Source organism: Paenibacillus sp. FSL H8-0034 (assembly GCF_038000305.1).
Classification (GTDB): Bacteria; Bacillota; Bacilli; order Paenibacillales; family NBRC-103111; genus Paenibacillus_S.
On sequence record NZ_JBBOBS010000001.1, the window covers coordinates 3,458,789 to 3,480,876 of the forward strand.

The 22,088-nt window shown below is 39.3% G+C and carries 24 protein-coding genes and 2 pseudogenes; 16 read left to right on the forward strand and 10 right to left on the reverse strand.

The features are described from left to right. Positions 1–5: 5 nt before the first annotated feature. The 4 genes from NST47_RS15510 to NST47_RS15525 are packed head-to-tail and all read right to left on the reverse strand — an operon-like array spanning position 6 to position 5,912. Entirely contained in the window at positions 6–404 is a 399-nt protein-coding gene (locus tag NST47_RS15510; protein ID WP_341155932.1) for a hypothetical protein, read from the reverse strand. After that, complete coding sequence (locus NST47_RS15515; protein ID WP_341155933.1) at positions 382–2,073, reverse strand: hypothetical protein; 1,692 nt, start codon at positions 2,071–2,073, stop codon at positions 382–384. The genes NST47_RS15510 and NST47_RS15515 overlap by 23 nt, the downstream gene beginning before the upstream one ends. A 13-nt stretch (positions 2,074–2,086) precedes the next feature. Continuing rightward, entirely contained in the window at positions 2,087–4,606 is a 2,520-nt protein-coding gene (locus tag NST47_RS15520) for a helix-turn-helix domain-containing protein (RefSeq protein ID WP_341155934.1), read from the reverse strand. Continuing rightward, a complete protein-coding gene (locus NST47_RS15525) occupies positions 4,590–5,912 on the reverse strand; it encodes a site-specific integrase (RefSeq protein WP_341155935.1) in 1,323 nt (440 codons plus the stop codon). The genes NST47_RS15520 and NST47_RS15525 overlap by 17 nt, the downstream gene beginning before the upstream one ends. 212 nt (positions 5,913–6,124) lie before the next feature. Between NST47_RS15525 and NST47_RS15530 the strand changes: the two are divergent. Continuing rightward, positions 6,125–6,922 (forward strand): annotated as a pseudogene (locus tag NST47_RS15530) (DinB/UmuC family translesion DNA polymerase); the annotation flags it as partial. Then, the gene (locus NST47_RS15535; protein ID WP_341155936.1) at positions 6,919–7,401 is read left to right on the forward strand and encodes a hypothetical protein; all 483 of its coding nucleotides are present in this window, start codon (positions 6,919–6,921) and stop codon (positions 7,399–7,401) included. The pseudogene NST47_RS15530 and the gene NST47_RS15535, both read left to right, overlap by 4 nt. Before the next feature lie 180 nt (positions 7,402–7,581). Here the strand turns inward: NST47_RS15535 and NST47_RS15540 are convergent, their stop codons facing one another. Together NST47_RS15540 and NST47_RS15545 are read right to left on the reverse strand one after the other, a co-directional pair. Beyond that, on the reverse strand, positions 7,582–8,025 hold the full coding sequence (locus tag NST47_RS15540; RefSeq protein WP_341155937.1) for an OsmC family protein: 444 nt from the start codon (positions 8,023–8,025) through the stop codon (positions 7,582–7,584). 91 nt (positions 8,026–8,116) lie between these two features. Continuing rightward, entirely contained in the window at positions 8,117–9,040 is a 924-nt protein-coding gene (locus NST47_RS15545) for a hypothetical protein (RefSeq protein ID WP_341155938.1), read from the reverse strand. Positions 9,041–10,032: 992 nt separating this feature from the next. On the opposite strand from NST47_RS15545, the pseudogene NST47_RS15550 reads away from it, so the two are divergent. After that, positions 10,033–10,204, forward strand: a pseudogene (locus NST47_RS15550) (ATP-binding cassette domain-containing protein); the annotation flags it as partial. Positions 10,205–10,266: 62 nt separating this feature from the next. Here the strand turns inward: NST47_RS15550 and NST47_RS15555 are convergent. Both NST47_RS15555 and NST47_RS15560 read right to left on the reverse strand, forming a co-directional pair. Continuing rightward, entirely contained in the window at positions 10,267–10,437 is a 171-nt protein-coding gene (locus NST47_RS15555; protein ID WP_341155939.1) for a hypothetical protein, read from the reverse strand. A 1,122-nt stretch (positions 10,438–11,559) separates the two neighbouring features. Continuing rightward, positions 11,560–12,789: a tyrosine-type recombinase/integrase gene (locus NST47_RS15560; RefSeq protein ID WP_341155940.1), complete on the reverse strand. Its 1,230-nt coding sequence runs from the start codon at positions 12,787–12,789 to the stop codon at positions 11,560–11,562. 317 nt (positions 12,790–13,106) lie between these two features. Here NST47_RS15560 and NST47_RS15565 point away from each other — a divergent pair, with 317 nt between their 5' ends. Then, a complete protein-coding gene (locus tag NST47_RS15565) occupies positions 13,107–13,301 on the forward strand; it encodes a hypothetical protein (RefSeq protein WP_341155941.1) in 195 nt (64 codons plus the stop codon). Positions 13,302–13,878: 577 nt separating this feature from the next. Here NST47_RS15565 and NST47_RS15570 read toward each other — a convergent pair. Beyond that, the gene (locus NST47_RS15570; protein WP_341155942.1) at positions 13,879–14,874 is read right to left on the reverse strand and encodes a helix-turn-helix domain-containing protein; all 996 of its coding nucleotides are present in this window, start codon (positions 14,872–14,874) and stop codon (positions 13,879–13,881) included. Between the two features lie 157 nt (positions 14,875–15,031). On the opposite strand from NST47_RS15570, the gene NST47_RS15575 reads away from it, so the two are divergent. The 12 genes from NST47_RS15575 (at position 15,032) to NST47_RS15630 (ending at position 21,073) form a co-directional block, all read left to right on the forward strand. Next, positions 15,032–15,283, forward strand: a complete 252-nt coding sequence (locus NST47_RS15575) for a helix-turn-helix transcriptional regulator (RefSeq protein WP_341155943.1) — start codon at positions 15,032–15,034, stop codon at positions 15,281–15,283. Between the two features lie 260 nt (positions 15,284–15,543). Next, entirely contained in the window at positions 15,544–15,846 is a 303-nt protein-coding gene (locus NST47_RS15580; RefSeq protein WP_341155944.1) for a hypothetical protein, read from the forward strand. Between the two features lie 82 nt (positions 15,847–15,928). Then, complete coding sequence (locus tag NST47_RS15585; protein WP_341155945.1) at positions 15,929–16,222, forward strand: hypothetical protein; 294 nt, start codon at positions 15,929–15,931, stop codon at positions 16,220–16,222. 37 nt (positions 16,223–16,259) lie between these two features. Next, on the forward strand, positions 16,260–16,616 hold the full coding sequence (locus NST47_RS15590; protein WP_341155946.1) for a helix-turn-helix domain-containing protein: 357 nt from the start codon (positions 16,260–16,262) through the stop codon (positions 16,614–16,616). A 40-nt stretch (positions 16,617–16,656) separates the two neighbouring features. Beyond that, entirely contained in the window at positions 16,657–17,034 is a 378-nt protein-coding gene (locus tag NST47_RS15595) for a hypothetical protein (RefSeq protein ID WP_341155947.1), read from the forward strand. Positions 17,035–17,347: 313 nt separating this feature from the next. After that, positions 17,348–17,557, forward strand: a complete 210-nt coding sequence (locus NST47_RS15600; protein ID WP_341155948.1) for a hypothetical protein — start codon at positions 17,348–17,350, stop codon at positions 17,555–17,557. Beyond that, a complete protein-coding gene (locus NST47_RS15605; protein ID WP_341155949.1) occupies positions 17,529–17,939 on the forward strand; it encodes a hypothetical protein in 411 nt (136 codons plus the stop codon). Before NST47_RS15600 ends, NST47_RS15605 begins: the two co-directional genes overlap by 29 nt. Positions 17,940–17,968: 29 nt before the next feature. Continuing rightward, positions 17,969–18,364: a hypothetical protein gene (locus NST47_RS15610; RefSeq protein WP_341155950.1), complete on the forward strand. Its 396-nt coding sequence runs from the start codon at positions 17,969–17,971 to the stop codon at positions 18,362–18,364. Between the two features lie 179 nt (positions 18,365–18,543). Beyond that, a complete protein-coding gene (locus NST47_RS15615) occupies positions 18,544–19,179 on the forward strand; it encodes a hypothetical protein (RefSeq protein WP_341155951.1) in 636 nt (211 codons plus the stop codon). 66 nt (positions 19,180–19,245) lie between these two features. After that, positions 19,246–20,016 carry a peptidoglycan-binding protein LysM gene (locus tag NST47_RS15620; RefSeq protein WP_341155952.1) on the forward strand — a complete coding sequence of 257 codons (771 nt, stop codon included), beginning with the start codon at positions 19,246–19,248 and terminating at the stop codon, positions 20,014–20,016. Positions 20,017–20,035: 19 nt separating this feature from the next. Beyond that, positions 20,036–20,446 carry a DUF2634 domain-containing protein gene (locus NST47_RS15625; protein ID WP_341155953.1) on the forward strand — a complete coding sequence of 137 codons (411 nt, stop codon included), beginning with the start codon at positions 20,036–20,038 and terminating at the stop codon, positions 20,444–20,446. A 66-nt stretch (positions 20,447–20,512) separates the two neighbouring features. After that, complete coding sequence (locus tag NST47_RS15630; protein ID WP_341155954.1) at positions 20,513–21,073, forward strand: site-specific integrase; 561 nt, start codon at positions 20,513–20,515, stop codon at positions 21,071–21,073. Between the two features lie 283 nt (positions 21,074–21,356). Here NST47_RS15630 and NST47_RS15635 read toward each other — a convergent pair whose 3' ends face one another. After that, positions 21,357–21,971, reverse strand: coding sequence for a recombinase family protein (locus tag NST47_RS15635; protein WP_341159678.1), 615 nt, complete (start codon positions 21,969–21,971; stop codon positions 21,357–21,359). Positions 21,972–22,088 lie beyond the last annotated feature (117 nt).

Here is a 22,088-nt window from a genome sequence, read left to right on the forward strand (position 1 = left end):
GCTCCTTAGTATGATAGGTTTATTCTACAAGCCCTTATTTTTTCTGTCCAGCTTAGTGTAGCCGATCCAGCCTGAACGTACATACTTTGAATGCTGTTATTAACTTGCTGTAAAGCCTGAATTAATTTATGTTGATTGCCATAATTATTCTTTACTAATTCAGTCATATTAGGAAGAGGGAGTATCTTGTCGTCTTGTGCAACCAGTGTATATATAGGACTATTTAATTTCTGAATCTTTTCTTTCATATTTCTAGACCACGTATTTCTTCCTACACCTGTTGCTTTTTCAAGCTCGATAAAAGTTATAGCCATGTTCGGGTTATCCTCAATATATTTAAGTAAGAGGTTATCAAGTAGTTCAGTAGTATGCTTTTTTGGTTTACCTACTTTGTTGTTTTTCATAACCTACTCCTTGTATCGTATTAATGATGTTGAGTTTGGTATCAGTCCGCGCTTTTTGCTCACGAAGTTTTCGGGAATTGGTAGCCAAGTAGCTTAGTTCAGATTGAGAGAGAGGATCACTTTCAAAAGTTCTAAAATTATACTTCATGTTGAGGGTAATAGCTTTCATTAACTCTAGTTGTTCTTTAATGCGGGTCTCTAGGCGTTTTGATTCATCCGTTAGCCATACAATGACTTCGGCATTAAACTGGCTTGGTGGGACATATAGATGCTCACAATGTCTACAGTCTCCAACAGGACAACGCGTTGGGTCAAAGGTGCAATAACCAAATTCCATTTCTGGTAGTAATGATAATTCTTTTTCGTTAAAATGCATTAAAGTACTTTTAGCTCTCATTAGACGTTCGGATCCATCTAGCAACGGATTATTTGTATTTTGTGAAACTACTGAAAATCTAGTGAATTGGTCTACCCAATATTGTATTGAAGATTGACTCAAATGTTCCAAATGACTGAAATAATGCATTTGAGCATCAAGAGTGCTATGACCTCCAACTACTGCAATTGTAAGCATGTTGAATCCTTGTAGCATCATATTACAAAATGCAAAATGTCTGGTATCCATAGGATTTATTCGTTCAAGATTAGTATAGTTATACTTTTTATTTACAATATCATCATAAAAATGAGTGATCAAAAGATGTAGTTGTTGTGACGTGAAACTTTCTTTGTTTATTTTAATTTTTTTAGCATGATTTTTAACGCGCTTCGATTCACAATAAGCCTCATAAGATAGCAAGTACTGTGTTGAATCATATGGTTGAATTACGAGTTTATAATCCATAATCAATTCGTAGAGTTCTTTATTAATTTGCAGTGTATCTTCAATGTCTAGTTTAGAACCACGGGCTCTAATTTTTTTTCTTGGTATCTTAAGATAGTATTTATTATTATCCATAAATGCGCATTCGCTAGAGAGTGAACAAAATTCAATCACTCTCATCGGAATCACCAGGGTAATTCTCCACCATAGAAGTAAAGGATAAAATATTATCCTTTCGTAATAATTCCATTTTTTTGAAAAATCATTGATAATATAATCAAAAGATAAAGTATGTTTAAAATTCGGCAGGGTTCGAATAAAATTGACAGTCAGACAGAAACGTTCGCAAATTTCCAAAAGCTCTGATTTATGTTTGCAATTAATAAATTGTATAAATTGAGAAACCACATGACCGAGTTTAGACAATACTGATTTGGACTTTGCTAACAGCCAAGACTCAAGTTTTTCAATAGTGTTTTCTGGTTTGAAACTCTGTGTGTGAAGAATAAGCCCTTTCAAGTGTCTTAGTCTAAATTGAACATATTTAGAATCCAAACCTTCAGATATTCCCAAAACAGTATAACATTTTAAAATTAATTTCATATCTGGATACATGTCTAAATCAAATAAAAGTTTGGTATTAGAAAGATTATGTGAATACAAGATCCATGCATCGTCTTCAAATTTACAATTCACCTTTCTAGAATCTTGTAATAGGTAAAAACTGTTCAAATAGGTGGTATAATCTTTTATATCAAACACAACAGTAGAAATAGATTCAGCAAAATGGTATGAATCAATGTTCGTTATAAACTCCTTTTTAATATAGCCTTGTTTAATAGACAATAAGTCACCTCGATTATATGTATTCTGAATTGAGTTGATTAAAATGTTCGAATGCGATGGATACATCGTCTAGAACTTTTTCGAATTCAATAAATCCTTGAACATATGCTTTGCCGATGGTATTTGAAGCTTCTTGTAAAACGAACAGTAACTTTTGAATCCAAGACATTTCTCTTTTGGCTACATTGATTTTTTTCGTATTTAATAAAGCGGCTACTCGGTTCTGCAGTTCAGTACTTACACTAATGAGTAAGTGATTTTTTGGTATCATGTTAGGACAACCAATACATGTAAGTGCAGTAGTGTTGATACAATTAGGATACGTAAAACATTGAGCATGTTCAGTATGTCCAGGCATTTTATCTTGATATATTTTAGAAATTACGTGTCGGACCTCTTCTTCAGGCATCAAAGCTATCCTTACAGCCAGGGATTCGTGCTCCTCAAATATCATTTTTAAGAATTCCCCAACTACCTCTAAATCATGAGGAATAAACTTGTCTCTGAATTCTTGGATTCTCAAAGTGTGATCCTCTATAGACTCAATATTTTTATTATTGCTAAAGGATTGTAATCTATTAATTAGTAAATTATACAAGTAACCAAAATGGCCTCGATTACACAAATTCTCTGTAAGATTTCCTATTGGTCCATCTTGATTGGTGGCTTGAACATATACAGCAGTCGAATCTTTACGCTTATGTCTTCGCGTTTGTTGAGCAAAATCTAATGACAAAGCTACATGTTCGGAGCTTTCATTTGCTTTATGGAATAAATAAGTTATAAAAGACCGATTCATTTTCATACTACTGAACTTAAAAGGGAATTCAGAAAAAAAAACGGGAAACATTCCTCTAAAAAAATCTGTACTAGAACATAATAGTAATGAATCATTTTCTGCAATACGATGTATTTCGCAAAGAATAATCATTGTGGCTATAGGAAGTAGCATGTCATTGTTGACCAGAAATCGATTCAGTGCTCCTGTTTTGGAAATTCGTAGCCTTTTTGAAGCAAATTGATTCACAATATGCAGAGCATGCTGAGAATTTAGTCGATTGCCACTAGAAAACCAGTTAAAATTATTTCCTTCAATCATGTCGATCCGAATGGAAGGTAAGCTTAAAAAATCTGACGATCTCCAAGCATTTGTTAAGTGAAGTGAAACATAGAGCCATAAAACAGCATACTTTCTATTTTCCACGGCTTTATCAATGTGTAGTTCAATATTTTTTACGTAGTTCTCTAAGTCGATAAACTCTTTAAGGGTGTAAATGTTATTATCAGTATGATTTTTTCTTTTTATAGTAGACTGATTATACTGTTCTACAAAAGAAGTACTGCAGCGTTCTTGAATATAATTTAAAAAATTAATTAAATTTTTTTTTAAATTCGAATTGTCTGTTGTTTGAAGTAACCATTTAATTTCGTTGTCACTGTGTAAATGAAGTTCTTTACTCAAAGTAATCAATAGATTGAATAAAAAACCATATTCGCGAGCAAACATTCTCTGGACGTTGTTATTTGCACGAGAGGTATTCTGTTTAATATCAACAAACTCTTGAAATAAATCAGTGGTCTGAGTTAAATAATGAGGTACTTCACTAGTATCGATTACATTTTTAAATATTTGAATGGGGTCTTTGATAGATTTGACCCTGTATGTATCTGTAGTAGCGAAGAAAATATCAAAAATATCCTTGGGAACTATTTTTTCCCATTGTCGAACTAAGATAACCCACTTCACGCCTTCTAATTTATTGAAAGCTGTGCTTACATAGCTTATTTTAAGATTGTATTGATCAGCTGCTTGTTTTACTGTGTAGAAATTTTTCGGAATATCATCGTAAAATTGTTTGAGTTTTAATACGTCTTCTTTAAGTAGATAGTAAGTGTTTTTTAGCTTATACTTTTTAGCAGTGATATCTACTTTGTCACTTCTAATCATGAGTCTTAATCGGTTATCTGAAATTCCTAGGACTTCAGACGCTTCACCAATTGAATAGTAGTCTTGAATGTTTTCAATTCCTAAATATTTTTCTTTGTATTCAATTACAGATTTTCTACAGACATACCAAATATTTTGTTGAAGAAAACCATCCAGTTTATTTTTATTTATTGCATCTATGACAGTACACCTGTGTACATTTAATTCGTGAATTGCTTCAGTTATTCTTATATAGCCATTCGTTTCTTTAAGTGGTTTTATAGAAGCGATTTCATCTTTATGGATGTAGTAACTGCGTCCAATCTTTCTAGATGTTAGATATTCGCCTTTAGCAGCTCTTTTTTGTATAATGGATGTTGTTAAACCTAATAACTTAGCAGCCTCGCTATTAATTATGTGGGAATGAGTAAATTCTTCATATGCTTCTAGTACATTTTCAGGAATGAGCCAAATTCTGTCTTTCTTCTCTAAAGTTACCCCGGATACTTCCTCTAAAACGTTGAAGGAACTCTCAAACCAACATGCTAATTTTGTTATAGGAATATCTAACCTTAAAGCAGCTTCTGCTCTAGTGTATAATTTCATTATTATGCCCTTTCTTGATATTGTTTATTGAATCAGAGCCTTTATAAATATCGTCCAATAATGACTCGATGGTCTTTCTCATTTCCTCCGTATCTGCCATATAAGTTAAAGCTGAAAGTATGCTTTTATCTCCTCTAGGTAAAGCAATCTCGTATGGGTTTTTAGCTACTTTTGCTAATAGGTTGGTAAAAGTACCACGTCCTATGTGAAAGGACCACCTTGTAGATTTTAAATTAATGGCGGTGATAATATCATCTGGATTTTGAGATTGAGATAACATCTGTAAGAAAGTTTCTTTAACTTTATCAAATGAATATCTTAGGGACTGTCCTGTTAAAGCCTTTCGATCACGATTGATAAAAATAGGGTCATCGTTTTTCCATCCATTCGGCCCAAGACGTTTTTGCAAATAGTTGATATGTTGTTTGAAAAGTTCTGGTAGAGCACCCTTAACAGAAAAAACAAACTGATGTCTTTCCCTTTTCACTCTTGATGTGCCAGACGAATCCTTTATATCCGTTCTCAAATTATTGGTTCTTAACAAGACTTTAAGGCCATCTTTACAATTACGATCTCCATAGGGAGTAATATCGGAATGTCGTATATTCACAATTTCCCCAGCTCTTAGACCACCAAATATAGATAAATAAATAGCAAAAGCAATAGAAGGCGATAATGATATGGCAACTTTAATAAATGGAAATATATATTTGTCTGGCAACGTATGTTCAATTGCTTTCCTATCTCTATTTGCCTCAAGGCCATATTCCTTTGAATACATAGGATTAAAAGGAGAAACAATGTATTTTTTTATGTTAGGCCGTAAACTCTCCTTAACTTCGAAATCTATAGGAGCGTAATTAGACAAACAATTTTTTCCTGCTAAAAAACTATAGAACGCCACCAAGGTTCGTTCGATGTTCTTAACACTGTTGTTATATTTATTGTTTATTAATAATGAGTTTAAAAAATCAGTTCCGTGAGCAAACAGAAGTTTAGACAGGGAATCCAAATTATATTTATGTCTGTGTTCAATTAATATGTAATTTAAAAATTGTGCTAAATGAACCCCATGAAGACGTTGAGTATTGTATTCTTTGTATTTCCACCTCCAATGAATAAAAGCAGTTAAGGGGTGTATTATCGATATACCTGTTGCTTTATTCTTAAGCATTAAAACAGCATGTTTTCTCACTTCTTTTTTTTTACTAAAAGGAACAGTTACATATGCAACATCAACATGAAAAGTATAGTCATTTATATCATTATTATGAACATGCGAAAAAGATACAATAACGCTATCCAATATTCTACAACCTCATCTCATCTCAAATAAACAATAGCCCATATTAATATATATATATTTATTTTTGTGCACAAGAAGTATTTGTATTCCAACAATTATGTACAAGGAAAATACTTAATGACTCATTAATAATAATCTAAGTCCTTATCTTATTTGCTATTAAGAGATTCAATTTTTGTACATAGAATATTGTACATTTTTTAATAGTCTAGGCCTGTGACAACTACGCCAAAAAGAATCTGGAAGGGATCTACAGCATAGACAAAGCAAACCTAGCGAAAGATTTGTGGGAACTGCCTATTGAAAAAATGTTCGGTGTAGGGAGTCGGATGAAAAAGCATTTTTTTCGGCTGGGCATACACTCTATCGGGGACCTGGCCCAAACGCCTTTACCGAAGCTGCAAAGCTTGTTAAAAACTAGATTTGGCAAAAATGCCGATATCCATGCAGAGTTGCTGTGGCAAACGGCGAATGGGATCGATAGCAGTCTGGTAACGCCAAGCACTCACCGTGTAGCCCCCAAATCTGTAGGTCATATGATGACTTTACCGCGCGATTACGCTGCGGAGGAAGAGATCGATACGATCCTGCTTGAGCTGACGGAAGAAATATGCCGTGATGCGCGGCGTAAGCAATATATGGGCTCGACAGTTACGGTTGGGTGTATGTGCAGTCCGTTTGACGCACCGACAGGATTTTCGCGCCAAACGACATTACCCGACCCTACGAACAATACGAACAAAGTTTACGAAGCCGCACGCAGCCTGTTTTATCGCTTCTGGGATGGGATGCCGGTTCGTAGAGCAGGGGTGACGATAAGCGGACTGGTGAAAGATGAAGAATACCAGCTCACCTTATTCGAGGATCAGGAAAGGCTGCGGGCACTGGAGAAAGCTACTGATTTCATCAAGGACAGATTCGGCAGCGCGGCTATTATCAGAGCTTCATCAGCAACTAAAGCAGGTCAAGCACAGCACAGAGCTCTTAAAATCGGAGGGCACTACAAATGAGCAAAAAACTGGAAGGTAACGGTCGCTGGGAGTCTTCACGGATGATGCTGCCGCAGCACAAGGAAGCCTTGATTGCGCGACAAAATCCCGAGCCGGAAATAAAGCAGGTGCAAAAGCCGACGGAGGAGGAGCATGAAATGATACTCAATTCGATTTTGCTGCCTATGATGCTTACCATGATAGAGCGGAACGGCAAAGAGTTTGAAGTGTCAACCAACATGCTTCGCAGATATTACATAGCGGCCACGCAAATTCTCATGAATCGTATTCATGGCGAAATGGTCAAAAATAAAAATGAATTGAAGGCTAGGAAAATCAGGGTGTTTGAAGATATTCGCCCGGATGATGACCTGCACTATAAATATCTTTGCCGTGGCTATGAGTATCCGTTTTCCGTTATGCGCGATGTAGTGAAGTCGAGAATCAGCATCAAGCTGGGAGAGTACGTCAAGACGCTGCTTCATCAAATGAGGGAGTGATTGAGGTGAAGATGGGTGTTATGAAAGTGGCCCAGATAACATACCTTACATGTTGTTGACCAAATTTTGACCATTGAGCTGATTTGGCTATTTGGCATATTTGAATAGACTGTTGAGAATGCGAAAACCCCTTGCAGTGAAGGGGTTATATTTTTATGTAGGACATGCAGTAAGCTAAGTTTAGTTTTCAATGATAATGCCGTTTAATTTAAGATTGACGTGATTTGCAATGGTGTCTCCAACTGGGCAGGTCTGTTCCAAAAACTGGACAAACTCTTCAACCTGCTCTTTGGGAGCATCGGTTTTGATATGAAAGTTATAACGAATATCGGAATAACCGGGACGAACGTCAGACTTTTTGAAAAAGCCGTCCAAGTCGAGGTCTCCTTCAACCTCCACCCAAAAATCATCAAGACGAATATTAAACTTTTTGGCGTATACTCTGGCCACGATGGATTGGCATGCTCCCAATGCCCCAAGCACCGCTTCAACAGGGTTCATACCAGTGTCTGTTCCGCCTAAGCTTTTGGGTTCATCGATTATAAATTCAAAATCTCTGGAACGCACTTTGACAACTACGCCTTCTTGTAAATGTGCTGTCGCTTTAAATGTGGTAATCGGCATATGACACACTCCCTTGGGTTGATGTAAATCTTAAGAAATCATAACATATCATTCCTATAATGTTAATATGAATAGTATTAAGGTGTTATTTTTATTTTATTTGGGCTAACGTTTTTTTCATCTGTTCTTCATTGGATTTAACAGAAGCGCTGCTCACTGCCTCACCACGATAAGTGTTCTTGGTATTTTGTAAAAAGTCCAAGGCGAATGCATCGATGGGCTGCTTTTCTATATCATCATATTGTCTCTCTACCACCGTAGCTCGAAAAACATTGCTCAGCATATATTTGTGGTTTTTTATATCCTTTAAATATTTGCCGTTTTTAAATTCGGCTACGATGAACGATTCGAAAACTTGTAATTCTTGTTGGCTCGGTTGATAAATTCTTGCCAATTTTGAAATTTCGTCAAACTTTTCGGTTTCGGTTTTTTTGGATTTTGCGATTTCATCCACATCGCTTTCCCAGCCTTTGTTAGCAACAGCCGGAGCGGGGTTGTCTTGTTTCTTAGGTTCAGCGGGTGTTTTTGCTCCAGTCACCGATTTCGATTCCATGATGACATCATCTTTATTTTTGGCACCCACCAACGCGATCCCTTTTTGAGTTATAGGAAATCTGGCCGTAGCTATGTTTTTACCAAAAGGGCTTGCACTGGTATCATGTATATTTAACCAAACGGCATCATAAGCTTTGGAATCCGCCTTTACTTGATTGATAATATCTTTGAAATCGGATTCTGAGGTCGAATTGGTAGTTACACGAATATAGCGTCCATTTTGCTTCTCGTTTTTCTTATCCTCTGCAATCTTAAATTGAACCGCTTTTGGTGTTTCCTTCGCTGGCGGTACAGCTTCCTTAACCTCCGGTTTTTGTTCCTCAACAACGGGTGCAGCCGCGACCTGTTTTGGCTCCTCCACAGTAGCCTTGGTTTCAATTGGAGCCGGCTTCGCCCCGCAGGCAGCCGTAATTAATGTCATTCCAGCCAAAATACCAATCATAACTAATTTATTAAACATTTCGATCCTCCTAAACTTTCATAACCTTTATACGTGGTGGTTGGGATATCGTTCCGAATTTACGCCGCAAAAGTAGTATTTAATCTTTCGGAATAACGATATACACGATCAGACTCATCAGAGGAAAAAACAGCCTCCCGAATAACACGATGACCGCATGTTCCTCCTACTATTTCCGATTTTTAAGAGTAACAAAAAAAGCGCCTGAAAAAAAGAACACAGCAAGCATCCAACCGACTGCAGGAGCCGATGCCCACAATCCCTTTCCTGCAAAAGCAAAACCAAGTGATGCTACACCAAACATACAAAGCGCTGAGGGTTTCATGGAGAGACTCCTTCCTTATAATAGTAAATAGACGCAGAATTTTACCAAAAAGTTGCAGTTAACCCTTACGTGCTGAACATGTGAATAAGGATTGATAGTTTGGAAGCTGTGGAAAAAATAGGAGTGGAAGAGGAGAGAAAACATACAGGCGATATGTGGTTGGAGGATGAACCGAATGGGGTGAAATTATCGGCAGCTGCGGGAACATAAAAAAGTTTTCCTTTGAAAAAGAGGAATCCCTGATGGGGCTGCCGATATCGTATACAGCTTGGTACTTCAAATAGATGGATCACTTATTAAGCAGGGCTTGGAGAGTCCATATAGTGACAAGGGCCACACAGCCTAATACAAACATCGATACGATCATTTGAAGGAAATATAGCATGATAATCCCATCCTTTTAGCAGTCTATTCTAGTAGAGTAGCAGAAGGAGGTTGAAAAGTTGCTCGAATACCGTTGTCGTCATATCACTTGTTTTGGCAGAGGCTGTTCAAGTATCCCAACAGGAATGAGATATCACGAGTGATGACTTGCGATTATTTGCATTATTTGTAAACAAGCAACCGATTTTCCTCGTCTCTATGGATTTGAACCTCTTCATCTGCCCATATCCTGGCGTTGGATGATACCAGCCTGATGCCTCTGCTCCATAAGGGGTTGACTCATATGAATGCTTCGGCTATTGTACAAACGCACAAGCTGTCCAAAACGTAAGGGCAATTAACCGTGTAATAAGGTTGATCTTCAGGTTCAGGAAGGAGAAATTTACGGGTTTCTGGGACCTAACGAAGCGGGGAAAACGACGACGCTAAAAATACTGCTCGGACTGATTAAGCCCTACGGGCTGAAGGAAGCCAGACGATTGATCCGGCTTCTGTGAACTGGTCGAGAAGTGATTGTTTATTGGACAATTTCATTCCACAAAGACATAATTCGATTTTGGTTTTTGACAAATTCAATTTCATAATCAACGTTCTTTTCTGCTGGCAGTGAGTCAAGATCTGTTGATATTTCAACAGATTCACCAATGGTTGGCTCATTAATTGGAATGGTCATCATCAGCACCTCCATGTATTTCAGACAATCAAGCCCTTTTCACTAACACAAATCCAACGAAAAGAGCAGTGACGAACACATATTTTGCGATCTCAACTATCAAACATTTCAACCTCCCGACAAATCAATTTCCATAGATTAGATTAGCAGGCGTTAACTGAAAAGTCGCTCGAATGCTGTTGTCGTAACATGACTTATTTATGTAGGGAATCAAGCAAGCAAGGAAGGAAGACCACTCCGTTTATCTTCCAAATATACGATGGTTGAAATAGAAAAAACCTCGCTGCATCTCGGTATGCATGGCGAGGGATGAGGATGTTATATACTATAGTAAGGCAATCGCCAATAGATCGAATAATACAAGAGTAGTTATAAGAGGATTAAAAAATCCTTTAACTTTAACTTTTTTATTTGAAATCGAGGCAGAGGATCCATCCAGATATAAAAAATTGGGATCAACATTAACTACGGTCCCTTCATAGATCTCTCCGGATCTCATAAAAACACGAACTCGACGATTAAGACAGTTTCTGCAAGCATAATATATTTCGTCCACATTCATCACCACCCTCTCATTGTTCCATTATTTTATGGATTACAGAAACGAACGTGAGGGCTTATAGGTGTCCAATTTTGTGGGAGATCCGTACCGAAGTCGGCAGTCGGTAGTAAGAGAATTGAATTTTAGTGTTATCTTTTATCAAAAAGAAGAAGAGCCTGAAGCCCTTTCTCCTATAGATTGATGTATATCGGAGTTTGACCATAAGGTTATAAGTATGGGGTGTAGGTCATCTAACCTTCTAAAAAAATGTTTCTTTGTTATATGATAAAATTTTATTTTTCATTACGTCCCCAATTCGTCCCCAAGAGTCATTGATTAAGAGGATTATGAGTACGGAAAAATGAAGAAAAACCCTTGATATACAAGGGTTTTTCATGTATGACCTGTAGTGGGCTCGAACCACTGACCCCTACCCTGTCAATGTGGGTTATCGGTTTTGGTGTGGTTTGTTATAGTGGTATAAATCCTTGGTATATAAGGGTTTTAACTGTTCGTATAGTGTTCGGTTTTATCTTTTTAGGCTGCTTGTTGACGGATTTCGTCAACAGTTCGTCAACAAATTTAAAGCTAATCTGCTAGGCCTGCTTTCCTTCATTCTTAACACGAGGCTTAAGTAAAGTATCAAATTTATTAGCAGCCTCTTGATCCGCTTTCTTAAGTACATGTCCATATATATTCATCGTAGTCATGATGTTGGAATGCCCCAGGCGTTCTGAAATGATCTTTGCATGTACCCCTTCATTGATCAACAACGTAGCGCTGGTGTGGCGCAGCGAATGGAAAGTGATGTACTTCAATTTGTTCCGCTTAATAAACCGAGTCCACCAGGTTTTAACGCTGGAGGGATTAAGTGGTTTGCCACTGTCCCAGGCTGTGAAAATAAAGAAGCGGTCGCCTCCTTCCCACAATTCACCGGATTGCAGCCGGTTCTTTCCCTCCTGCAGCTTAAGCGCCTTGAGATCGGGAACAAGCGAAGTAGGTACCGAGACTTCGCGCTTAGATCCTTTTGTCTTAGGCTCCTTCACAATAAACCCGCCACCTTTTAGAAAGACAAGCGCCTGCTTAACGCTGATCGTGCAGCGGCCATCTTCTTCAAACTTCACGTTATTCCATTCCAATCCAAGCAGCTCGCCGCGCCGTAGCCCTGTAGTAAGCGCTAGGGAGATCATAACCTGCCATCTTAAGGGTTCCTTTTCCAATGCTGTAAAGAGGTCCAGTGCCTCGTCTGGATCATACACGCTGACTTCTTTGGTCTCAACCCGCGGTTTCTTCATGGCTTCCATAGGGTTTGTTTTAATAATCTGCCAGTCCACTGCTCGGCTAAAGATGTTTTTCAGGATTCGGTATATATACTCGATTGTTCCTGAGGATAGCTTTCCTTCTTTACCATCGCCGCGGCTGCCGTCTTGCTCCAAGCTGTGCATGAAGTTAACTATCTGCATAGGTTTGATTTGATCCAGCCTCAAATGTCCAAAAGTGGGGATAAGACGCTTATTTAGGTGCAGTGTGTAGGTTTCTAATGTATTCGGACTAAGCCCTTTTTTACCGTGCTTTTCCCGCCATTCCTCAGCAAACGCCGCGAATGTCATTTTAGAAGGATCAATGTATTCTCCGACTTCGACTTCCATCTTGAATTTCAGCAGCTCGTCATTCAAGTGATTTTGCAGGCGCTTTGGTGTTTTGAGTAGCTTTTCATCCAACACGCGTACCGTTCGTGTTTTCTTCTGCCTGGTACCGTCCGCGGCTGATCCAATCTCAACGACTAGCAGCCATGAGTTTTCACCACGTTTCTGTATACTGGCCATAACTATCATCCTCCAATCGCAATTTGAACGGCGTTTCGGTGGTGCTTTAGTGGTGCATCGGCGGTGCTTTATAAGGCCAAGCATTAGCGATCATCATATCTGACAAGGGATTCACTGCGTATTTGGTGGTGCTATAACAACCAAAATCTCAAAAAAAGGGAGGTTTAATGGTGAACGAAATTTAGTTCTCCAATATGGAAAGAAAGGTGTACGAAAGTTCGTACTCCTTTGTGAACGATTCAGCGTAGGGAGGATTAAATTTCGTCCCCCCCCCAAATTTGAGGGGCAGGTAAAGCTTCTTTACCCACCATCCTTTGATGGATAATGGGATTGATGTCGATCTGACCGATAACAATTTGAAATCAATTGCTTTCGACATTGCTCCCAGCGTTGCCTTCGTATTCTCTACAATAGCGGAAAACCCATGTACAGTAATGTGTCTCTTTATGAACCTCGTTGCCTTCGTGGTTGCTTTCGGTGCAGCTCACGCCACTTATGGGGACAGTGCGTAAAATACAGATCGGTTCGTTTCAGATATGGCGATTCACCATATCTGGACATTCTGATTCAAATGTCTTAACATCCCGATTCAAAATGTTAGAACGGTTATGGCTAAATCATATTCCCGATTTCAAATCGGTTAATAAGTGGTTACTATGCTTTGTTATCGAGTAACCACAATGGTAACATTTCAGCTTCGGCGTTAAACCGAATCGGAAATTTGGACATTCTGATCAAAATGTCGGAAAGGTTAAATAATGCAGGGTATCGGAAATATTCGGATAGCCAAGGGTGTATGTTTCGCATATATCCTTAAACCAGACCACTGCCAGACCAGCCTAACCCCATGATAAACAAGGGGATGCGGCTTTCAGATAGCCGGAATCAGACCACAGTCAGACCAAGAGCGGTGGGCCTGCTCAAAGTTGAGCACCCCTTGGCTGTGCAAAATTGCGTTGCTAATCCGCAGACCTGACCCTCAAATTTGAAGGGCAGGTTATTATCGACACTCACCAAAACGGGGGAACGTCAAATTGCTGTGCAGAATTACGTTGCCGTCAGCAGGGGTGCCGCCAAACTTGGCGGGGGTTATTCGTCTTTCTCATTCTTAGACATCATGAGTTTCAAAATTTCACTCATCATTTCTCTTTGTTCTTTCCGGAGTGGCTTACCATCTAAGGTGATAGCGTTATCGCTTTGGAGAAGTTCAGACAACTCTTCCACCGTTAATACGTTATCATCTCTTAGTTGCTGTTTTGTCTTGTCGTAGCTTCCAACTGTATAATCATTCATTTCTTTAGCAGGTTCTGCACCTTTTCTTAAAGTTTCTATATTTCTTGCCATTACATCTAGATCAACCATGAAAAAAATAAACCAACGATTTTCAGGCTTCATTGATTCACCACTTGCAATAAAATCCACAACAGCATCTGGATCTAGTTTAAACTCCGATGGTATAAAATAGTTTCTTCTTGGCTTTTTTAATTCGTTCATGACTTCTGGGATGAATTTGTGATCCGTGGTTAGATAGTAAAGGATGTCACGGATATACTCTAATTCATCTTTGATCGTTTGTTCTCGTTCCTTCTGGCTTTCGGATGACTTTTTTTGAAAAAATTCTTCTCCTGTTGCTAAATCCGAAAAGTCGTTGACCATATCATATTGCCACTGTTCTATTACATCCCCTGATGAGGTCAATAAGTCTTTAAAGGAATCAGGAATTCTCCTAAAAGGCTTTGGGAAATGTTCTTCGTAATTACTGCAAACTGTTTCAATTTCACCCATCAAGCTTGCTTTAAAATAGCCTTCTAAAGTGATCCATTCGTAAGAATGTTCTAATTTTTCAATTAGTTCTTCTTTTGTAGGAAGTGCCGTGTATCCCGCTTTCAACATTAAATTAGTCTGAGGGTAATCATAAACCTTTGATATTTGGGTCAGAGTTTCTTTTGATGGCTTGGTCCTTCGACCTTTCTCGAGCAACATCAAGTACGAATGGCTAATCCCTATCTTAAGGGCGGCCTCACGTAATGACATTTTTCCGCGCAAACGAATTAACAAATCCCCGAAACTTTCCAATTCATCCAATTACATTAGACCTCCAATGTTTTTTTGTATATGAACATTGTAAACTATAGCCGAATAAAAATAAAGAATTTTGTATACTGTCAGTTGACACAAGTCAAAGTATGACATATACTGAGTTTTGTAAACCAGCAGTCAACAAATGTTGAGAGGTGATGAATTGAAAAACATTGTAAAGTATTTACGCCGCAGCCAAGAGTTTGATATTACTCAACAACAGCTCGGTGCAATAGTTGGTGTATCAAAAGCAACTATTTCTGCCATTGAAAATGGTGCCAAAACTTCTGCTGAGGTCATGCTTAAGATTGCTAGGTACTTTAATAAGGACCCAAGGGAAATTTTTTTTGTTGCTGATGTAAACTGTCAGATAACGGACCCTGAAAGTGCTAGGGACGATAACGGAAGCACATAATGTGATTGATTAAATTTGATGTTCATTCTGCTGGTCATTTAGTTGGTTAAAGTGTTGGTTGTTAGCGCCTGTAAGCCCATACCGTATAAGGCTTTGTTGCTGGTTACTTTGCTGGTTAAAGTGGTGTTCATTTATTCGCATCCGTCAATCTGACGGATATGAACTAAACCCGAATTTCGGGTGTAGAATAAATACTTTTCCCCAATTGTGGGGAGAACCTTTACTCAGTGTTGAGTAAAAATCCTGAAAGGAGCTTGCCCATGAATATACCGGTACACCTGATGAAAGACCGCTATTGGAGTGGAACGTTACATCTGTTTTTAAACAATGCCAAGCTGCAGCGCTGCCTGACTACCGAATACTTTGATTTTGAGGAATGCACGATCCGTATAACTGCTTTGAAACGCCTTGCAAAACCGTGGTCACAGTCAGAGCGTTTCATGCTAGAACTTGCCCTGCATATGTTCAGTGAAGGAAACAAGGTCAATCTTTCCGACATGGACTATCTGGACAGTTCCAACAAGGCGCTGGTATATGAAGCTCTACGGCTTCGATATGGTTGATTGAACCCATTACACCTAATTAATCAGTGATTAGAAAAATCATGTTGAGATCGTCACAAAATCAAGAAGGGAAACAATGTGAATGGTCTACTCATCAGAAGAAAAGGAAACAACGTGTGTTTATGACTATATTGACGATCAATGGAACGTTTATAGTTGCGTTCCTATTCACATCAGAAAGCTTCGTAAGATTGCCCAGCCTTATTGGGAGGAAAGGGAAGGTGAACGTGTTACTGCGGCAAAATGGAAGTTAAGCGGCAATCAAGTTCGTTTTGCCATTGCTACGGTCACGAAAATGAGTGACGAGCTTAGAGAGGCAGCTAAGGTAAGGATGCAAACGCAGCACAAAAAACGTATTGAGAACGATACGAAATAAAGATTACAACTTAAATTCTGAGCGAGGTGATAGAGTCATGCAACGTAGGAATAGAAACCGAGCTTTACCCGCCGTGTTCGTCCAAACACCGCAGCTCGTAGAACGTCCAACACAGCTGAGCACCGAATCAATGCTCCAACAGTTAGCGCGACTCCTTCAATCCCAACAGCAGCCAGCAGCAGTTCCTCAACCAGCAAAGCGTAACACCTTGACCGTCAAGGAGGCCCGAACGGAAATATTTGAAAACTCCATATCTGAATACAAGCTTTATGAAATGGTTCGTAAGGGCGAGATCCCGCATGTAAGGATCGGTGCAAAGATACTGTTACGCAGGGATACGTTGGAAGCGTGGATGAGGCAGCAGGAGGCACAAGGCAGCAATGCCAGCAGGTAGGTGAGCATAAATGGCAAGCTCTCGATCAAAAGTCCAGAAGTTGAAGGCCAAGGACTATGGGTTCAAGGCGTTCCAGAAAATGCCTGAGAGTCAGAATAAACATTTTTCGAAGTTTCACGAATCAATGTTTGAATCTCCAGCTTGGATTGGCTTAAGCATTCATAGCAGATACTTATACATCGAAATGACTCGTAAATTCACGGGCAGGAATGAACAAGACATCATGTTTACTCAAAAAGAGGGAATCAAAATCATGGGCAAGAACACTTTTACGGCCTGCATTAAGCAACTCATACAATACGGATTTATCGAATACGTAGAACGCAACAGCTATAATTGCCTCCCTAATATTTATGGATTTAGCACCAAATGGCATTTATTTATTCCCGAAAAAAAGTCAAAGAAAAAGCTGGATTAGATTTTTACGTATCCCTAATCAGGGACACAATGTGACTCAAATCAGGGACACTAAACCTTACATGAGGCACAAATGACTTGTTTTTGTATCCCTAATCAGTGACACGGAGAAAAGAGCCACAAAGCTTTACACAGCAATGGTTTAAAGGCGTTTTTATCTCAAATAACAAAATTCATTTTTGTATCCCTAATCAGTGACACCTTTATATATTACCATCTCTATACTATTTTATTGCTGTCTGTGAGTCTTCCAGGTATGCAAAGAGTGATTTAACAGATGGATTGAAATTTCGGCTTGAAAGGTGGGATTAAAAATGCCTAAAGAGCGAGTGTATGAGTGCAGTGTCCAAGCTGGACCATACCAAATGAAGATAGACGTGATTACCCGCAATCCGGCAAAGGTAGAAACATTGGCGCTTACTAAAGCAGGTCTGTACATAACTCGCGCCATTAACGGACAAACAGCCGCAACGCTGGATATGAAGATTGTTGATTATGTTGACCGTGGAGCTTGGAAGAGGTAGTCAGAAATTTTCGGCAACCCTTGAAATTCACGATCAGCAAAAATTACCTTTTGTGGGTATGGGAAAGGAAGGTTGTGAGATGGAAAGATTCACGATCAAAGCAAAGGGTTTATTGATCAGCATAGAGACAGAGTACAAGAAGCCGGAAGCATATAGGGCCGTACTCGGAGCTATCTTTTACCATTACAGGAAAGCCAAGCCTGAAAGCTTAGATCGGCTTTTGTCGACCTTTAACCACCTCTATGACTCAATGCTTAAGGAAGAGGCGATAAATGCAGCTAAGAAAGCGGGAACGACACTACCGGATAAGGAACCGGAGCGGGACGACTTTGATTTCTGGAAACAGCTTATGGAGTCAATACCAGGTGGGGGTTTTAGCTGAATTACACATTCGGGAGGCAGAGAGCGAAAATGACAATGACAATAAAACAGCTTAATTTTTTGAGCGAAGAGGTTCAGGCATATTTGACGGAGATGGTCCGGCAAGGGAAGACTACTGCATCATTCCAGTTCGTACTCCAGCAGATTGAAGCCTATAACGATTTTGAGGATGAAACGCCGGAAGAGATCCAGCAAATCAAAGCGTTCGCACTGGATGGTTTCAAACGGCAGCTGGCGCAAGCAATTAGCCGAAATAATAACCATTGCGGCCAGTCGGTAGCGGTAAGCACCGTATATGCCCAGGCGATTAACGGGCACTCATTGGAAATAAGCTGCAGTGTTTGCGGCAGCCTTAAAATAATAAAAGCCGCTCCCGCTACTACCAATAGCGAAAACGGACAAGCCTTACAATCAATGCAATCATAACATCTATCTAAAATTTTGTATAGATATCATCGTCATTTGGGAGTTGATGCCTTGACAATAACCATAAGGTGGCGAAGAGGGCCGCCATTGCCTTGTGATCGGTCACATGTCGGTAAAGTAGCATTAAAAAAATCAGGTCCGCACACAGATGCAGGAACCAAAATGGAGAGTGTTGATAAATGATTAACAGACATTTAAATGATTTTAAAGCATATTTGGAGCAAGGTCTTTCACCTGAGCTTAAGCCAATTTACGAAGTAGCAATAGCAGCTCAGATAAAGGTTGATGCTTACAAAAATAACGACCTCAATTCTAAAAAAGCCGTCAATATGGTTCTTGAGGAAGGTATGAACAATATCATAGCCGAGCGTGATTCTATCTTTCAATCTAAAGCTGACGCAACCTTTCAAACTATGGAATCGATCAAAAAGAAATATGAAGTGGTCTTCACTGATTCCGAGATAGCACGTAGAAGTTATGAACTAACGTTATTCACAAACAAGCTTAATTTTAGCGGTCATGAATATGCGGAAAAGTTGGTCAATGAGTACTCTTCCGGAGAGCTGGAATTAAATATCGATCAATTGTATGTCCTGGGTAACTATTTGAACCAAAACAACCCAAATTTGGCGGGGTTATTAACTACTCAAATGGCCCAAAAGAATGCAGAGGAACCGTACTTAAGCGATCCAGAGTACGTTGCAGCAGCTATGGAGTATAACAAGAGCCGTAACGAAATAGGCAATCTTACATTGAATTTTTCTAATGGACCTTTTGAATCAGCAATATTGGTGATTGATCAATTGTTGGAGTAGATTTTATAAAACTAAGAAGAACGTTCCCCGAAACGGGGGAGTGTTCTTCGAGGATGGAGGTTACACATGGCTAAATTCACAGTAGAAAATTCCGGTTATGCGATCACTTTATCATACAACAATGAGGCAGAGGGTTTTAGAATACCTGTTAACCCTGAGAGCATTGAGGTGAAGGAGCAAGGGCAAGGCAAAACCTACAACATTGTAGGTAAGGGCGGGGGTACAGAAGAAACAAGAGCAGGCGAGGTCAATGTAATTCAGAGTCCAAAATTACGTGAAGTGAGTTTCGGTAGCATGTTTCCAGCTCAGAGATACCCCTTTGTTATCGAAAGTGTCCCATTAGCAGAGCCGATGTGGTATATCGAATTGATTAGAAAGTGGATGGCAACTAAGCATCCGATCCGGTTTATTTTTGCTGGGCATTATGCTGATCACTTATATAAATCAACGGGTAAAATGCTTAAGGTCGATCTCAATTTCCCTGCATCTATAGAATCTTTCACATGGAAGGAAGTAGCCGGTTCTCCTGGTGATATTGAATACACGTTGAGTCTCAAAGAGTACGTGTTCTACTCAGCTCGCAGGGTTACGCCTACCTTGCAGCCTGACGGTACCACTGCGCTTAAAATAGAGCCTGCAGACCGTCCAGATCCTCGAATCAGGCCCGAGACATTCCGTCGCCGTGCTGGTGAGGGTTTAGAGGAAACTGCTGTAAGAACTTTAAAAGATTCTAGCCGGTGGAAAGAAATCATGGAATTGAACGGAATCACATGGGATCAATTGGGACGGTTGGACGATTTCCCGGAATATGCGGTCCTGAAAATACCTCAAAATTAAATAAAAGGATGATGAAAAGATGATCCCTCAAGGTAGTAGCTTAGACAACAACCCTAACATTAAAACAACCCAGCAACCAAGCAGAACGTATAAGATCGATCCAGTCACAAAGCGCATTGTTGGTATGATAGATGGTATTGACGCTGTAAAACAAGCGGTATGGAAAATCCTTCAGGTAGAACGTTTTGAACACGTTATTTACCAAAAGGGAAACCACGGCATCAATACAACGGGTATAGTCGGGAGTGATCCAGCAACGGCTCAATCCCGTTTGACGAAAGCGATCCGTGACGCTTTGTTGTACGATGACCGGATCACGGACGTAACGGATTTTAGTATGACATTCAACGGTGATGAAGCGCTGGCCACATTTACGGTTGTTACGCAGTTCGGGAACTTTCAATCCACAAAAACTTTAACCGGTATTTAATAGAGTGTAGAGGCGGTAAGGACGATCCTGCCGCCTTTCTATATAACCAAGGGAGGATATATCCAAATGAAGTTTGTACAGCCTATACGCGACCCTCAGAAGCTCGAAGCGATCAAAGAACATTTAAAAGATACTAACGAAAGGGATTATATATTGTTCCTGATCGGAATCAATACTGGCCTGCGAATATCAGACATACTACCTCTCCAGGTCAAAAATGTAAAAGGGACGCATATTGATATTGTAGAGAAGAAAACACAGAAGAGGCAGCTCATCATGATGAACGACACACTTAGGAACGAATTGACGGCTTACGTAACAGGGAAGCCGGACGATGAATATTTGTTTCCGAGTAGGAGCATTAAAACTAAAACAAGGATTAAAAGTTCACCGATTGACCGCAGTATGGCCTACAAAATACTAAGCGGAGCAGCTCGAAAGTTTGGATTAAATGAGATTGGTTGCCATACATTAAGAAAAACATTCGGCTATCATTTTTACCTCAAAACCAAGGATATCGCGTTACTAATGGACCTGTTTAATCATAGCGAACAGAGCATCACTTTACGTTATATTGGCATCAAACAAGATACTTTGGACAGTGCATTGAGCAAATTTAGCTTGTAGAAGTACACATAAAAACGAACCTGTGAATTGATATTTACCAAGAGAGGATTTGGTGAATAAAATCATAGGTTTTTTCTATTTTATGAATTACCCAGAATATATGATATGAATAATTCATTTAACATATTTTAGGATAAAAAGGTAGTTTTGAAGAATTTAAAGGCGTAATCGATGAGAATTGTTATTAAGGCTGGAAGCAAAAACGTGAAAACGAACTTAATTAATGCGAAAACAACTCAAAAAAGGCCCGTTTACAGATGCAAACAGGCAGTTGATTTATTTGCTATTGGTGAAGTATCGTTCCCTCATGTTCTTTAACCCTACGATAAAAGGTATTCGGCTTCATATCCAACTTTTTCATAGCGGCAACGGCAGTAACCCCGCCTGCTTTCCATTCGTCATAGACCCCTTTAAACCCCTCAGACGCTTCGTGTTTAGGTCTACCAAACTTAACGCCTTTTTCCAGTGCTACAACAATCCCCTCAGCTTGCCGTTGCTTAGTTTTCTTCCTTTCCTGTTCAGCGACATATGAGAGCAGGCTTAAGAATTGATCTTCCATAAGTTTCCCCAGGTCGCCCATCGTTTTGAATTTACGGCTATCGAATAGTGTTTCATTTTCCAATACAACGATATCGGCGTTCAGATCCCGCGTGATGTATTTCCACTCTCTAATAATACCGTCATAGTCTCTGCCAAGCCGATCCAACGCATCGAGATATACAAGGTCGCCTTCACGAATCATGAGTCTAAGGGCTTGATAACGTGGTCGGTCAAAGTCCTTCCCGCTTTGCTTATCGACAAATATGTAACGATCCTCAATTTTCAATTCATGCATCTTCTTTAATTGGCGCTCGGTGTTTTGATCTTTTGCCGATACTCTTACATATCCAAACTTCATATTTACTGCCCCTTCCGAATCTATCATTATGTCAATAAGTATATCACATATATGAAACATTTCAATAATCAATTTTATATATTTTGACATAGTTAATAAGTCGATTATTAGACCATT

Coding starts and splice junctions, on each gene's coding strand:
- NST47_RS15510 (WP_341155932.1), bottom strand. CDS start 404: ATGAAAAACAACAAAGTAGGTAAACCAAAAAAGCATACTACTGAACTA.
- NST47_RS15520 (WP_341155934.1), bottom strand. CDS start 4,606: ATGAAATTATACACTAGAGCAGAAGCTGCTTTAAGGTTAGATATTCCT.
- NST47_RS15535 (WP_341155936.1), top strand. CDS start 6,919: ATGAGCAAAAAACTGGAAGGTAACGGTCGCTGGGAGTCTTCACGGATG.
- NST47_RS15540 (WP_341155937.1), bottom strand. CDS start 8,025: ATGCCGATTACCACATTTAAAGCGACAGCACATTTACAAGAAGGCGTA.
- NST47_RS15545 (WP_341155938.1), bottom strand. CDS start 9,040: ATGTTTAATAAATTAGTTATGATTGGTATTTTGGCTGGAATGACATTA.
- NST47_RS15555 (WP_341155939.1), bottom strand. CDS start 10,437: ATGGAGGTGCTGATGATGACCATTCCAATTAATGAGCCAACCATTGGT.
- NST47_RS15560 (WP_341155940.1), bottom strand. CDS start 12,789: ATGGCCAGTATACAGAAACGTGGTGAAAACTCATGGCTGCTAGTCGTT.
- NST47_RS15565 (WP_341155941.1), top strand. CDS start 13,107: ATGGATAATGGGATTGATGTCGATCTGACCGATAACAATTTGAAATCA.
- NST47_RS15580 (WP_341155944.1), top strand. CDS start 15,544: ATGAATATACCGGTACACCTGATGAAAGACCGCTATTGGAGTGGAACG.
- NST47_RS15585 (WP_341155945.1), top strand. CDS start 15,929: ATGGTCTACTCATCAGAAGAAAAGGAAACAACGTGTGTTTATGACTAT.
- NST47_RS15590 (WP_341155946.1), top strand. CDS start 16,260: ATGCAACGTAGGAATAGAAACCGAGCTTTACCCGCCGTGTTCGTCCAA.
- NST47_RS15600 (WP_341155948.1), top strand. CDS start 17,348: ATGCCTAAAGAGCGAGTGTATGAGTGCAGTGTCCAAGCTGGACCATAC.
- NST47_RS15605 (WP_341155949.1), top strand. CDS start 17,529: ATGTTGACCGTGGAGCTTGGAAGAGGTAGTCAGAAATTTTCGGCAACC.
- NST47_RS15610 (WP_341155950.1), top strand. CDS start 17,969: ATGACAATGACAATAAAACAGCTTAATTTTTTGAGCGAAGAGGTTCAG.
- NST47_RS15615 (WP_341155951.1), top strand. CDS start 18,544: ATGATTAACAGACATTTAAATGATTTTAAAGCATATTTGGAGCAAGGT.
- NST47_RS15620 (WP_341155952.1), top strand. CDS start 19,246: ATGGCTAAATTCACAGTAGAAAATTCCGGTTATGCGATCACTTTATCA.
- NST47_RS15625 (WP_341155953.1), top strand. CDS start 20,036: ATGATCCCTCAAGGTAGTAGCTTAGACAACAACCCTAACATTAAAACA.
- NST47_RS15630 (WP_341155954.1), top strand. CDS start 20,513: ATGAAGTTTGTACAGCCTATACGCGACCCTCAGAAGCTCGAAGCGATC.
- NST47_RS15635 (WP_341159678.1), bottom strand. CDS start 21,971: ATGAAGTTTGGATATGTAAGAGTATCGGCAAAAGATCAAAACACCGAG.